At 65.0% G+C, this 13,858-nt stretch carries 11 protein-coding genes and 1 pseudogene; all 12 read left to right on the top strand.

Annotation, left to right across the window (positions count from 1 at the left end; translation table 11 throughout):
• Nucleotides 1-33 precede the first annotated feature (33 nt).
• Nucleotides 34-1,320 (top strand): cytochrome P450, encoded by a 1,287-nt coding sequence (locus AC0L2H_RS29605; RefSeq protein ID WP_027046524.1) that lies wholly within the window; start codon nucleotides 34-36, stop codon nucleotides 1,318-1,320.
• A 1-nt stretch (nucleotide 1,321) separates the two neighbouring features.
• A pseudogene (locus tag AC0L2H_RS29610) lies at nucleotides 1,322-1,603 on the top strand (ferredoxin); the annotation flags it as partial.
• A 24-nt stretch (nucleotides 1,604-1,627) separates the two neighbouring features.
• A complete protein-coding gene (locus AC0L2H_RS29615; RefSeq protein WP_027046525.1) occupies nucleotides 1,628-2,446 on the top strand; it encodes an SDR family oxidoreductase in 819 nt (272 codons plus the stop codon).
• Complete coding sequence (locus tag AC0L2H_RS29620; protein ID WP_019856501.1) at nucleotides 2,446-3,789, top strand: cytochrome P450; 1,344 nt, start codon at nucleotides 2,446-2,448, stop codon at nucleotides 3,787-3,789. Before AC0L2H_RS29615 ends, AC0L2H_RS29620 begins: the two co-directional genes overlap by 1 nt.
• Before the next feature lie 150 nt (nucleotides 3,790-3,939).
• Nucleotides 3,940-4,905, top strand: coding sequence for a polyprenyl synthetase family protein (locus AC0L2H_RS29625; RefSeq protein ID WP_019856502.1), 966 nt, complete (start codon nucleotides 3,940-3,942; stop codon nucleotides 4,903-4,905).
• 325 nt (nucleotides 4,906-5,230) lie between these two features.
• Entirely contained in the window at nucleotides 5,231-6,781 is a 1,551-nt protein-coding gene (locus tag AC0L2H_RS29630; protein ID WP_019856504.1) for a hypothetical protein, read from the top strand.
• Nucleotides 6,778-7,680, top strand: a complete 903-nt coding sequence (locus AC0L2H_RS29635) for a terpene synthase family protein (RefSeq protein ID WP_019856505.1) — start codon at nucleotides 6,778-6,780, stop codon at nucleotides 7,678-7,680. Before AC0L2H_RS29630 ends, AC0L2H_RS29635 begins: the two co-directional genes overlap by 4 nt.
• A gap of 85 nt (nucleotides 7,681-7,765) precedes the next feature.
• The gene (gene fni / locus AC0L2H_RS29640) at nucleotides 7,766-8,815 is read left to right on the top strand and encodes a type 2 isopentenyl-diphosphate Delta-isomerase (protein WP_019856506.1); all 1,050 of its coding nucleotides are present in this window, start codon (nucleotides 7,766-7,768) and stop codon (nucleotides 8,813-8,815) included.
• A gap of 402 nt (nucleotides 8,816-9,217) precedes the next feature.
• Nucleotides 9,218-10,870, top strand: a complete 1,653-nt coding sequence (locus tag AC0L2H_RS29645; protein WP_019856508.1) for an MFS transporter — start codon at nucleotides 9,218-9,220, stop codon at nucleotides 10,868-10,870.
• A gap of 338 nt (nucleotides 10,871-11,208) precedes the next feature.
• Complete coding sequence (locus tag AC0L2H_RS29650; RefSeq protein ID WP_020628770.1) at nucleotides 11,209-11,421, top strand: cold-shock protein; 213 nt, start codon at nucleotides 11,209-11,211, stop codon at nucleotides 11,419-11,421.
• A gap of 594 nt (nucleotides 11,422-12,015) precedes the next feature.
• On the top strand, nucleotides 12,016-12,588 hold the full coding sequence (locus AC0L2H_RS29655) for a hypothetical protein (protein WP_223217784.1): 573 nt from the start codon (nucleotides 12,016-12,018) through the stop codon (nucleotides 12,586-12,588).
• A 245-nt stretch (nucleotides 12,589-12,833) separates the two neighbouring features.
• On the top strand, nucleotides 12,834-13,858 hold a 1,025-nt coding region (locus AC0L2H_RS29660), incomplete at its 3' end, for a type IV secretory system conjugative DNA transfer family protein (RefSeq protein WP_473593383.1).

Genomic DNA, 13,858 nt, shown 5'->3' on the forward strand with positions numbered 1-13,858 from the left:
CCGGTCAGATCAGCCAGCCAACAGGAAACCAAGATGGACGTGCAAAAAACCACGGCAGCATGCCGGGACGCCTTCGCCGAACTTGCGTCGCCAGCGTGCATTCACGATCCGTATCCGTTCATGCGGTGGTTGCGCGAGCACGATCCGGTGCATCGTGCGGCGTCGGGCCTCTTTCTATTGAGCCGCCACGCCGACATCTACCGGGCGCTCAAGGCCACGGGCGATGCGTTTCGGGGACCGGCGCCGGGCGAACTGGCGCGCTATTTCCCTCGTGCGGCGACCAGCCTGTCACTCAATCTGCTGGCGTCCACGCTAGCGATGAAGGACCCACCGACGCATACGCGTCTGCGCCGGCTGATCTCGCGCGATTTCACCATGCGCCAGATCGACAGCCTGCGGCCGAGCATCGCGCGCATCGTCGCAGCGCGCCTGGACGGCATGGCGCCCGCGCTGGAGCGCGGGGAGGCGGTGGACCTGCATTGGGAATTCGCGCTGGCCTTGCCCATGCTGGTCTTCGCCGAACTGTTCGGCATGCCCCAGGACGACATGTTCGGGCTCGCCGCCGGCATCGGCGCCATTCTGGAAGGCCTGAGCCCACACGCCAGCGATCCTCAGCTCGCCGCGGCGGACGCGGCCAGCGCCAGGGTGCAGGCCTACTTCGGCGACCTCATACAGCGCAAGCGCACCGATCCCCGCAACGACATCGTGTCGATGATGGTCGGCGCGCACGACGACGATGCCGACAAGCTGTCGGATGCGGAGTTGATCAGCATGCTGTGGGGCATGCTTCTAGGCGGCTTCGCCACCACTGCTGCGACCATCGACCATGCGGTCCTGGCGATGCTGGCGTATCCCGAACAGCGGCACTGGCTGCAGGGAGACGCCGTGGGGGTGAAGGCATTCGTCGAAGAAGTCCTGCGCTGCGACGCGCCTGCCATGTTCAGCTCCATTCCGCGTATCGCCCAGCGCGACATCGAACTGGGCGGCGTGGTGATCCCGAAGAACGCGGACGTGCGCGTGCTCATCGCGGCCGGCAATCGCGACCCGGACGCCTTCGCCGACCCCGACCGCTTCAATCCCGCGCGGTTCTACGGCACCACTCCTGGCATGTCGACCGACGGGAAGATCATGCTGAGCTTCGGCCACGGCATCCACTTCTGCCTCGGTGCGCAACTTGCCCGGGTGCAGTTGGCCGAGAGCCTGCCGCGGATCCAGGCGCGCTTCCCCACGCTGGCATTGGTCGAGCAGCCGACCCGGGAGCCCTCCGCGTTCCTTAGGACGTTTCGCGCGCTGCCGGTGCGGCTGCATGAGGGGGGCTGAGATGCGCGTCGTGATCGATCAGGATCTGTGCGGAACCACCGGGCAGTGTGCGCTGACGCTGCCGGGCACCTTTCGCCAGCGCGAACCGGACGGCGTGGCGGAAGTGTGCGTGGAGACGGTCCCGCAGGCGCTGCACGCCGCCGCGCGGCTCGCCGCCAGCCAGTGTCCGGTCGCCGCCATTCGGGTCATCGAAAGCGACGCTGGCGAGCGCGCCAGCGCCGACCCTGCGCCTTCTCCGGCGCAGGCTGAGCGGCATGCCGCGAAAGACCAACGCAACCCAGGAGGACGGTTTGAAGGCAAGGTAGCCGTGGTGACTGGCGCCGGCGCCGGCATCGGCAAGGCATGCGCCCTCGCCATCGCGCGCGAGGGCGGCAACGTGGTGGTGGCCGACATTGATGGCTCGGCGGCCGTCGCCTGCACCGCGCAGATCGCGGCCGAAGCGGGCCACGCGCTGGCCCTGGCCATGGACATCGCCGATGCGCAGGCGGTGGCAGCGCTGTTCGAGACGGCGGAGCGGCACTTCGGTGGGGTCGACCTGCTGGTGAACAACGCGAGCGCCATGCATCTGACACCGCGTGACCACACGATCCTCGACCTGGACCTGGCGGTCTGGGATCAGACCATGGCGACCAATCTGCGCGGCACGCTGCTCTGCTGCCGGCAGGCCATCCCACGAATGATCGCCCGCAGCGGTGGCGCGATCGTCAACATGTCGTCGTGCCAGGGGCTCAGCGGTGACACCGCGCAGACGTCCTACGCCGCGTCGAAGGCGGCGATGAACATGCTGTCGGCCTCGCTCGCCACCCAGTACGGTCATGCGCAGATCCGCTGCAACGCGGTTGCGCCGGGTCTCATCATGACCGAGCGTCTCCTCGCCAAGCTGGACGAGCGCATGCAACGGCATCTGAGCCGGCACCAACTCCTGCAACGCGTCGGCCGCCCCGAGGACGTGGCCGCGCTGGTGGCGTTCCTGCTCTCCGACGATGCTGCGTTCATCACCGGCCAGGTCCTGTGCATCGACGGCGGCATGCTGGCGCATGTGCCGACGTACGCCGACGGTGGCAACAGCCGCGCCGCGCGGCCTGCCGGCGACACCGCCAAAGCGGCCGCGGCGCCCCGCTGCTGATGGACATGCTGCTCAACCCGCTGGACCGTCGGCACCGGCTGCGGGACGACATCCCGGTCATGCCCGGCGCTTTCCCCCTGGTCGGACATCTTCCCGCCATCGTATGCGACCTGCCACGCTTGTTGCGGCGCGCGGAATGGACGCTGGGCAGCCACTTCTGGCTGGATTTCGGCCCTGCCGGACACCTGATGACCTGTGTGGATCCGGATGCGTTTGCATTGCTCCGGCACAAGGACGTGTCCTCGGCGCTGATCGAAGAGATCGCGCCCGAATTGCTTGGCGGAACGTTGGTCGCCCAGGACGGCGGCGCGCACCGGCAGGCGCGCGACGCGATAAAGGCGGCGTTCCTGCCCAAGGGGCTGACCCAAGCCGGCATCGGCAACCTGTTCGCGCCCGTCATCCAGGCGCGGGTGCAGGCGTGGCGCGACCGCGGCGACGTAACCATCCTGCGCGAAACCGGCGACCTGATGCTCAAGCTCATCTTCAGCCTCATGGGAATCCCAGCGCAGGACCTGCCGGGATGGCATCGCAAATACCGGCAACTGCTGCAGTTGATCGTCGCGCCCCCGGTCGACCTGCCCGGACTGCCCTTGCGGCGCGGCCGCGCCGCCCGCGACTGGATCGACGCGCAGTTGCGCCAGTTCGTCCGCGACGCGCGCGCGCATGCCGCGCGCACTGGGTTGATCAATGACATGGTGAGCGCCTTCGATCGCGGCGACGATGCGCTTTCCGACGACGTCCTGGTCGCCAATATCCGCTTGCTGCTGCTTGCCGGTCACGACACCACCGCCTCGACGATGGCCTGGATGGTGATCGAGCTGGCGCGGCAGCCTGGGCTGTGGGACGCCCTGGTCGAGGAGGCGCAACGCGTGGGCGCGGTGCCGACCCGGCACCCGGACCTGGCGCAGTGTCCGGTCGCCGAGGCGCTGTTCCGCGAGACGCTGCGCGTGCATCCGGCGACCACGCTCCTGCCGCGTCGCGCGCTGCAGGAATTGCAACTCGGCCAACGGCGCATTCCCGCGGGCACCCCTCTGTGCATCCCGCTGCTGCATTTGTCGACCTCGGCGCTGCTGCACGAGGCGCCTGATCAGTTCCGCCTGGCGCGGTGGCTACAACGCACGGAGCCGATCCGGCCGGTGGACATGCTGCAGTTCGGTACCGGCCCACACGTCTGCATCGGTTACCACCTAGTATGGCTGGAAATGGTGCAGTTCTGCATCGCCTTGGCACTGACCATGCACAAGGCCGGGGTGCGGCCGCGGTTGCTGAGCGCCGCCGAAAAAGGTCGGCGCTATTTCCCGACCGCACATCCGTCCATGAAAATCCGCATCGGATTCTCATGAGCTGGCATCGCATGCCCCGTGTGGCGAGGCAGCTGCGCCGGCGACGCGCGGCAATGCTGCACTCGGCGCGCGCGCTCGGGGCGACGCCGCCAACACCGCGGCGGCTCGGACGCTCGCCGTGGCCGTGCCAGGTACAAGGACATGAACGACATGCAGACCGATTCCACGCTACACGACGACGCGCAGGCGCGCGGCGCATCCGGCAGGCTGCCGCCCGAGATCTGGATGCAGGACGGCGCAAGGCGGGTCGAACAGGCGCTGGCGCGTCTTCTCTGCGCCGAAGACGACGGTGAGACCGAGCTGATGGCGGCGATGCGCTACGCCACCTTGCATGGCGGAAAGCGCACCCGCGCCTTGCTCTGTCTGGCTACCGGCGCACTGGCCGACACGCCGGCGCACATGCTCGACGATGTCGGCGCCGCCATCGAGATGATGCACGCCTGTACCCTGGTCCACGACGACCTGCCCGCAATGGACGATGACGTGCTTCGCCGCGGCCTTCCGACCGTGCACGTCAAGTTCGGCGAAGCCACTGCGATCCTGGTCGGCGATGCGCTGCAGGCGCACGCCTTCCTGACCCTGGCGAGCCTGGATGCGCCGGGCGACAACCGTATCGCGCTCGTGCGCGAACTGGCGCAGGCGGTGTCCGCCGAGGGTGCCGCAGGCGGGCAGGCCATGGATCTGTCGCTGGTAGGAAAGCACGTCGAGCTGGACAGGATCGTGGCGATGCACCGGATGAAGAGCGGAGCACTAGTGCGCGCGTCCGTTCGCATGGGCGCGCTATGCGCCATCGCGGAGGATGCCGCCCATGCTGCGCTGTACTGTGCGCTCGATCGCTACTCCGCCTGTTTCGGCCTGGCGTTGCAGGTGGTCGACGACATTCTCGACGCGACAGCGGATACCGCGACGTTGGGCAAGACCCCCGGCAAGGACGCAGCGGCGCAGAAGCCGACCTGTGCGTCGATCATGGGGCTGCAGGCAGCGCGCCAGTTGGCGCTGGATCTGTTGCGCGACGCCGGGGAGGCCATCGCCCCGCTGGGAACGCGTGCAGAACGGTTGGCGCAGATGCTGCAGCGGGCCAACGCGTATCTGTTCAAGCACGCGCCATGCGCATGAGCGCGCCCGTCCGCATGGAGTCGCCCCTGTGCCGCTGCGATCGATCGGCCGGCGTGAGCGGTTCATGCTGCACTGTGTCCAAGTCGGCGGCGATCGCAGCGGTTGCCCAGCACAGCCGCGGCGCACGCGGCGCACGAGGCGCACGCGGCGCGCTGCGCGCAAGCCTATACGGCGGATCGGCCCCAGCATGGGGCGCGTCGCCGCGCCGGAGCAGGGCGGCCGTCCGGCGCTGCCCGTGCGTCGGGCCGCGACGGGCCTGCGGCGACATGCGCGGCGTCTGCCCGATCTTGGTTCCCGTCAACTGTCTGCAGAAGGAACATACCGCGTGAACGCGCTGTCCGAACAGATCCTTTCCGAATTGCGCCACCTGCTGATCGAGATGAGCGACGGCGGCAGCGTCGGTCCGTCCGTCTACGACACGGCGCGAGCTCTGCAGTTCCACGGCAACGTCACCGGTCGGCAGGAGGCATACGCGTGGCTCATCGCGCAACAACAGGCCGATGGCGGATGGGGAAGCGCGGACTTCCCGCTGTTCCGCCATGCGCCCACCTGGGCGGCGTTGCTGACATTGCAGCGTGCCGATCCTCTTCCCGGCGCTGCCGACGCAGTCCAGGCTGCAACCCGGTTCCTCGAGCGCCAGCCCGATCCCTACGCGCATTCGGTGCCGGAAGACGCGCCGATCGGCGCGGAGCTGATCCTGCCGCAGTTGTGCGGCGAGGCCGCATCCTTGCTGGGCGGCGTGGGGTTTCCGCGCCACCCGGCGCTGTTGCCGTTGCGGCAGGCGTGCCTTGTCAAGTTGGGCGCGGTGGCGACGTTGCCGAGCGGCCATCCGTTGCTGCACTCCTGGGAAGCCTGGGGAACGTCGCCGACCACCGCATGTCCGGACGATGACGGCAGCATTGGCATCAGTCCGGCGGCCACCGCCGCGTGGCGTGCGCACGCCGTAACAGATGGGAGCACGCCGCAGGTCGGGCGCACCGACGCGTATCTGCAGGCGGCATCGCGGGCGACGCGCAGCGGCATCGAAGGTGTCGTTCCCAACGTCTGGCCGATCAATGTGTTCGAGCCATGCTGGTCGCTGTACACCCTGCATCTGGCCGGGCTGTTCGCGCATCCCGCGTTCGCCGATGCCGTGCGCGTGATCGTCGCGCAGCTCGACGCCCGCATGGGCGTGCGCGGTCTGGGCCCGGCCTTGCACTTCGCAGCCGATGCCGACGACACCTCCGTTGCGTTGTGCGTCCTGCGCCTTGCAGGTCGCGAACCGCCGGTCGATGCGTTGCGCGATTTCGAAGTCGGCGAGCTATTCGTCACCTTCCCCGGCGAGCGCAATGCCTCGGTGTCGACCAACATCCATGCCCTGCATGCGTTGCGACTGTTGGGAAAGCCCGCCGCCGGTACCAGCGCTTACGTCGAGGCCAATCGCAACCCGCACGGTCTATGGGACAACGAAAAATGGCACGTTTCGTGGCTGTATCCCACCGCGCATGCTGTCGCTGCGCTGGCGCAAGGCAAGCCCCAGTGGCGCGACGAGCGCGCGCTGGCAGCGCTGCTGCAGGCGCAGCGCGATGACGGCGGCTGGGGCGCCGGTCGCGCGTCCTCATTCGAGGAAACCGCCTATGCGCTGTTCGCGTTGCACGTGATGGACGGGAGCGAAGAGCCGACAGGGCGCCGGCGCATCGCGCAGGCGGTGGCGCGTGCGCTGGAGTGGATGCTCGCCCGCCATGTGGAGCATGCATTGCCGCAGACGTCGCTGTGGATCGGCAAGGAACTGTATTGCCCCACCCGGGTCGTGCGCGTGGCCGAACTCGCCGGGTTGTGGCTGGCGCTTCGTTGGGGGCGGCGCGTCCTGGCCGAGGGAGCAGGAGCGGCGCCATGATCCAGACCGAACGCGCGCTGCAGCAGGTGCTGGAGTGGGGGCGGTCCCTGACAGGGTTCGCCGACGAGCATGCCGTGGAAGCGGTCAGGGGCGGCCAGTACATCTTGCAGCGCATCCACCCGAGCCTGCGCGACACCAGCGCCCGCACTGGCCGCGATCCGCAGGACGAAACGCTGATCGTGGCGTTCTATCGCGAACTGGCGCTGTTGTTCTGGCTCGACGATTGCAACGACCTTGGCCTGATCGCGCCGGAGGAGCTCGCCGCGGTGGAGCAGGCGCTGAGGCAGGGCGTGCCGTGCGCGCTCCCCGGATTCGAGGGCTGCGCTGTGCTGCGCGCTTCGCTGGCCGCGCTCGCCTACGATCGCCGCGACTATGCTCAGCTTCTCGACGATACCCGGTGCTACTGCGGGGCGCTGCGCGCCGGACACGCGCAGGCGGCAGGGGCGGAACGCTGGTCCTACGCCGAGTACCTGCACAACGGCATCGATTCGATCGCCTACACGAACGTGTTCTGTTGCCTATCGTTGCTGTGGGGGTTGGACATGGCGACCTTGCGCGCGCGTCCGGCGTTTCGCCAGGTCCTGCGGCTCATCTGCGCAATAGGGCGCCTGCAGAACGATCTGCATGGACGCGACAAGGACAGGTCGGCCGGCGAGGCCGACAACGCGGCGATCCTGCTGCGGCAGCGCTATCCGGCTATGCCTGTGGTGGAATTCCTCAACGACGAGCTGGCCGGCCACACGCGCATGCTGCACCGGGTGATGGCGGAAGAACGCTTTCCCGCGCCGTGGGGACCGTTGATCGAGGCCATGGCGGCCATCCGCGCGCAGTACTACCAGCCCTCTACCAGCCGCTACCGCAGCGACGCTGCGGGGGGAGGCCAGCGTGCGCCGGCCTAAACGCGCGGGAGGCGGCGGCGTGCGCGCGCTGCCGTCGGTCCGATCCGACGCAACGCCGTCGCCTGATGCGACGGTTGGGGCGAGCATGAGCGACATCGCCCTGAGCCGGCGCAAGGACGACCATCTGGACATCGTGCTGGATCGGCGAACGGCGCCGGCCACGGTCGCCGCCGGCTGGGAGTACATCCGTTTCGAACACTGCGCATTGCCCGAGTTGGACCTGACGCAGATCGACCTGCGCGCCTCGCTGCTGGGCAAGACCATGCGCGCGCCGCTGCTGATCAGCTCGATGACCGGCGGCATGCCACGCGCCGAGGCCATCAACCGGCATCTGAGCGAGGCAGCGCAAGCCTTGGGGATCGCCATGTGCGTCGGTTCGCAGCGCGTGAGCCTGCAATCCCGCAACTCGCAGGGGCTGACGCGCGCGCTGCGCCGCCTGGCCCCAGACATTCCCTTGCTGGCCAATATCGGCGCCGCGCAACTGCGCGAGGCCGACGGCCTGGACCTGGCGCGCCGGGCGGTGGATGCGCTGGAGGCCGATGGACTCATCGTCCATCTCAATGCGCTGCAGGAAGCGGTACAGCCGGAGGGCGACCGGGACTGGCGCGGCGTCCTGGCGCAGATCGCTCGCGCCGCGCGCAGCGTGGACGTGCCGATTGTGGCCAAGGAAGTGGGGTCGGGCCTGTCCGCCTCTGTGGCCTGTGCGCTCGTCGAGTCGGGCGTGGCGGTGATCGATGTCGCCGGCGCCGGCGGCACCAATTGGGCCGCGGTGGAGGGCGAGCGCGCCCGCGATGCCGCCGACCGTGCAGTGGCGATGTCATTCGCCGACTGGGGGATTCCGACCCCGGCCAGCGTGCAGGCGGTACGTCGGGCGCTGCCAACGGTGAAGCTGATCGCGTCGGGCGGGATCCGCGACGGCGTGGACGTGGCCAAGGCCATCCGCCTGGGCGCGGACACCGCCGGGCAGGCGGCCGGCGTGCTGCGCGCGGCGACGGTGTCCACCGAGGCGGTTGTCGCACATTTCGAGATCGTCATCCGCCAGTTGGCCGTCGCCTGCTTCTGCACCGGCTCGGCTGATCTGGCGGCGTTGCGTCAGGCGCGCTTGTTGCCCTCGGCACATCTGCCCGCCGGTTGATGCCGGCGTCGCTCGTACATGGCGGCGGGCGCCTAGCAAGTTGCTGAATACCTACGCCAAAGATAGACTACTGATCACCTTGGCGAGGCGGTTCAACGCGCGGGAGCTCGTGATCACCAGAAGGGAAGTCGATGCCCAGGACGTGGCTTGGTTGGAGATGCCAAGGATCGTCAAACTGAGATCCTTGTAACGTGGTCGGGATCGACAAAGACAGGATCGAACCGGTCTCGTCACGCATAGCGGAACGATCGCGCCAGAGGAAGCATTCGGTTCTGCCACAGCATCGGTCAGGCAAAAATAACTTGCGTTGCGCAGATAAAATGCCCTGATCTTGCCATTCCTCCAAAGCACGTGGGCGGGGAGAAATCTCATACAACTGGCAGCGAAGGGAGGCTCGGCCCAATGAGCGGGGTGGCGCGTGAAGAAGTTAATCCGGCGTCATCGGCAACGTTTGCGCCGCTTGAGAGTTCAACTTTCCGTCCGATCTGGATTGCCACACAGGTATCCAGTCTAGGGTGGCTGATTCAAATGGTCGCCATCAGTTGGCTGATGGCGACCATTTCGACATCGGATGTGATGGTCGCCTTGGTGCAGGCTTCGACGACGTTGCCCACATTCCTCCTGTCAATCGTCGCCGGCGCCCTAGCCGACAATTACAGCCGCCGCAATCTCATGTTCGCTGGCTGGTGCGTGATCGCATTGTCCTCGACGATGCTGACTGTTGTTGCAGGCCTCGGAATTTTCAATCCATGGATGGTTCTTGCATTCAGCTGTTTGGCCGGAGTAGGCGCCGCTTTCACCGACCCCGCCTGGCACGCGTCGGTCGGCGATATTCTGCGCAAGCGCGATGTTCCGGCCGCCGTCACGCTTATCTCGGTCGGATATAACGCCGTCCGAAGCATCGGTCCAGCTCTCGGTGGCGTCGTGGTTGCTTCCTTTGGCCCTTTGACGGCTTTCGCCGTGGCGACGCTTACGTATCTGATGCTGCTGTGGACCATAGGGCGCTGCAAATGGCATGTTCGGTCGTCACCGCTGCCGAGTGAACCATTGACCACGGCGATCCATGACGGAGCGCGCTTCACCGCCCTGTCATCCGAAATCAAGGCAGCAATTGCCCGCGGTGCCCTTTTTGGCCTGACGAGCATCTCCATACTAGCGCTCTTGCCTCTCGTCGCCCGCGATCAGCTGGGGGGAGGGCCAATCGTTTACGGCATCCTGATGGCCGGCTTCGGGACCGGCGCCTTGTTCGCCGGCATCTGCAACAACACTCTGAGACGGAGGCTGTCCCAGGAACGTTTGACGACTCTGTCGTGCATCGCCTGTGCGGCTTGTTGTCTATCGCTTGCTTTCACCCCCTCGGTGGCGGTGGCGGTTATCGCGCTGGCGCTCGGCGGCGCGGGCTGGGTCGTGACCTGGACCGGGCTGGACGTGAGCGTCCAGTTGGCGAGTCCAAGGTGGGTCGTTGGTCGCACGCTCTCGATCTATTATGCTCTTTCATCCGGCGGCATCGCGGCTGGCAGCTGGCTGTGGGGTACGGTGGCCGAGAGCAATTCGCTAAGCTCGGCTCTGGAGCTTTCAGGTGGCGCGCTGCTGCTGGTCGCCGGCACCGGCTTCCTGCTGCCCATCCGTCAATGGAAAGACTCCGATCAGGCCCCTCTTGGCTTCGAAACGCCTCAGGTTGCCCTGGAATTGAAACCACGAAGCGGGCCGATCGTCGCCAAGATCGAATATTCAATACCCGAAGCAAATGTCGAAGCGTTCCTGGAGCAGATGCGGGAACGCCGGCGAGTACAAAGCGGCGTCGGTGCGCGACACTGGAATCTCCAGCGCGACCTACAACAGCCTTCGCATTGGACAGAAACCTTCCGCACCCCGACCTGGATGGACTACCTTCGCCTGAACCACCGCCTTACGGCAGCCGACAAGGAGTTGGACCAGCGTCTCCTCGCATTGCATCTAGGAGAGCTTCCTCCTCGAACCACACTTGCGATCGAGCGGCCGACCGGAGCTGGCCGCAAGCGGGACCAATCGATGCGGTTCTTTTTCCGGCGTTGACATTCGTCCAGGCGTCCGCGCTGGTGAGACAGGATAGGTTGGAAACGAGCCAACGCTCTCACCATCCGTTTTGCAGATCGGCTTCGATCCTGGGCGGCTCAGACGTATCCTTGTCGGAGAGATTCCTCGGCACTCGAGCGTCTTGGAGCGCGTTGCGCTCAAGCTCACCGGCACCTGTTCGGTGCGTTCCCGAACAGAGCAATGGCTTTTCGCGCCGCAACCCCGAGGCGGGCTTGTAATTTTCGCTTTTGCTGGGGTTAACTCCAAAGTACGAGATATGAACAGGATCGGCTTCACGGCCCGTCTGGTTCGCAGTGGCCACAGAGGAATACACAGATATGGCGACCGGAACAGTGAAGTGGTTCAACAGCACCAAAGTTTTTGGCTTCATCCAGCCCGATGACGGCGGTCAGGACGTTTTCGTCCATATTTCAGCTGTAGAACGGGCTGGACTTTCAAACCTCGTTGATGGGCAGAAGATCAAGTACGAGATCGAGCAGGACCGCCGTAGCGGCAAGTCCTCCGCAGGTAGTCTCAGCAAGGTAGGCTGATTTTCTCGTCGGACCCGCAGAGTGCGAAGGATAAGTCAAGCCGAAGGTACCATCGTCATTCGCGGGGCGTATCGCGACGGACTCTCTTATACGAGAGGATCCTGATGCGTCACGCAAACGGTGAATCACGAACGCTCTCGCCGCAAACCCCTTCCGCCCGGAAATCTGCCCCGGTTACGGCTCTCAGCGTATCCCAGAGTTGGGAGAAGCTTCTGCGAGACTACAACTGTAACATCATATCGGTTCCGCAGGTCAAGCTTCGGTGGTAACCTCATTGGGTCGAATAATGACTTTGGAGGCCGAGCAATGGATCGCGATAACAAAAGGGCACGCGCAGCTGCAAGTTCATCCCAAGACGTGGGGAATCGCAGTACTCTCCGTGACCTTCCATACGGACCATTGACCCATGTTGCAGAACGGCTGGTAACCGCTAACCCGCGCGATACAGCGCGAAATCTTGGGACCTTCAAAGAACTCGGGAGGCGAGAGCGCATATCCGTTCGGGGCACTCGAACCGAGCCAGAAACTGACCTCGCGAGATTTGAAACGCGGACCAATCAGCTTGGACGATCAGCCGTCGATCTGGGGGACAAATTGACTGCCGGGCTGGGGCACACCTCGGATGAAGTAGCATTGGAGCTATTCAGAGCCGTCAGTAACGTATCCCATTACCTTAGGCCAGAGACGCAAGATAGCATTGTTAATCGCATTGGCAACATGGCCCCACCTTCGCAAGCTAACGGAGCGCTTTACGCTGCGCAAAACTTCAGCAAGTTTAACGCTGAAAATAAATCTCGCATTTTTGATCAGGCCGCTGAATTGGCTACCGATCCGGATGGCCACGTCAGGTCGACAGCATCCAATGCTATGTACGCGATGTATCACCAGTTAGATCCAAATCAACAGGCCCAAGCTCACTCAATTCCCGGCATGCAAGACATCTTGCCGCAGATGCCTCCTCCGCGGCATGCAGCAGAGGAACGCAGTGCGGATCTGGACGCCCACATAGCAGGTCTTGAAGCTGAAGTCCGTGCGGCAGGTGCGCAAATCTCCTATGAACAGCGGCAGCGGGGTGGTGAAATCGGGCAGTCCCTAAGCCACGCCTACAATCACGCCCGCGAGGATCTAGTGGCTGCCTCCAGAAGCAGAGATCGCTCCGGCCGTTGAGGTCTCGGCCATGGCAGTAACGCTTCCTCTCCCGAATTCCGTTCACGGCCTTGCCATCTCCAATTCGCTGGCCGTTGACGTACCTGCTTAGTGTAGCTTTCAAAGACCACGCCTGCCGGGTGGTGCGATGCAAACGTCGCACCACCCGCTGCGGCATCGATCTGTCGAGCGGCGACATCGCGCGACGTCGGTTCGGTGTCTGAAGCAAGCGCAGCATTAGCTACGGCTAATCCGGCAATGGAACAATGTCTTCAACAAAAACGACGCCCCCGAACATAGCTCTTAGCATCGCGTGCTCGCTCGCCTTGGGCTTCTGCGCGGCAAGTCTGTACGCAACGTTCCGCCACGGGGGTAGCGGCGAGGCTTTGATGACGTTTGACGTCCGTGCCTTTTGGTTTGAGACGCCGTTCTATCTGGGTTTCGCAACCCCTGTCTTCTATCGGGGCATAGCTATCGTGCTCGCAACGTCGGCGGTCGTCTTGCTGATTCAGCAGGTCGTATTGCGGCGCAAACTCGAACACCACGGGACGGCGCGTTGGGCTCGAGTCGACGAAATGCGATGCACCGGATATCTGCGACGATATCGTAGCGTGACAGGGCCGGTATTTGGGAAGACAAGTGGCCCTTTCTGGCCTGGCTACTACCTGACCAATGGCGAGCAGCCTCACAGCCTCATCGTTGCACCGACCCGCGCCGGCAAGGGCGTCGGCATAGTCATTCCAACGCTACTTACATTCAAAGGCTCAGTGATAGCTCTCGACGTCAAGGGGGAGCTCTTTGAGCTCACCTCTAGGGCGCGCAAAGCCACAGGCGACAACGTGTTCAAATTCGCGCCGCTGGATTCGGAGCGGCGCACCAACTGCTACAATCCGCTGTTGGACCTTATAGCGCTGCCTCCGCAGCTGCAATTCACCGAAGCCCGCCGCTTGGCCGCAAACCTGATCACGGCCAAGGGGGAGGGCGCGGAAGGTTTCGTCAGCGGCGCGCGAGATATCTTTGTCGCGGGGATCCTTGCCTGCATCGAGCGGGGCACGCCAACAATCGGCGCCGTCTATGACCTCTTCGCCCAGCCGGGGGAGAAGTTCAAGCTCTTCGCGCAACTCGCCATGGAGACCCGGAACAAAGAGGCACAACGCATCTTCGACGACATGGCGGGGAACGATACAAAAATCCTGACCTCCTACACGTCCGTCCTCGGCGATGGCGGGCTCAATCTGTGGGCGGATCCGGCTGTAAAGGCAGCGACAAGTCGCTCGGACTTTTCGGTCTA

The sequence above is a fragment of the Mesorhizobium sp. WSM4871 genome, from assembly GCF_055811295.1.

What these genes read in the sequence shown, in the direction of transcription:
- fni (WP_019856506.1), top strand. Translation starts at nt 7,766, where the DNA reads ATGAGCGACATCGCCCTGAGCCGGCGCAAGGACGACCATCTGGACATC.
- AC0L2H_RS29625 (WP_019856502.1), top strand. Translation starts at nt 3,940, where the DNA reads ATGCAGACCGATTCCACGCTACACGACGACGCGCAGGCGCGCGGCGCA.
- AC0L2H_RS29635 (WP_019856505.1), top strand. Translation starts at nt 6,778, where the DNA reads ATGATCCAGACCGAACGCGCGCTGCAGCAGGTGCTGGAGTGGGGGCGG.
- AC0L2H_RS29620 (WP_019856501.1), top strand. Translation starts at nt 2,446, where the DNA reads ATGGACATGCTGCTCAACCCGCTGGACCGTCGGCACCGGCTGCGGGAC.
- AC0L2H_RS29605 (WP_027046524.1), top strand. Translation starts at nt 34, where the DNA reads ATGGACGTGCAAAAAACCACGGCAGCATGCCGGGACGCCTTCGCCGAA.
- AC0L2H_RS29645 (WP_019856508.1), top strand. Translation starts at nt 9,218, where the DNA reads ATGAGCGGGGTGGCGCGTGAAGAAGTTAATCCGGCGTCATCGGCAACG.
- AC0L2H_RS29650 (WP_020628770.1), top strand. Translation starts at nt 11,209, where the DNA reads ATGGCGACCGGAACAGTGAAGTGGTTCAACAGCACCAAAGTTTTTGGC.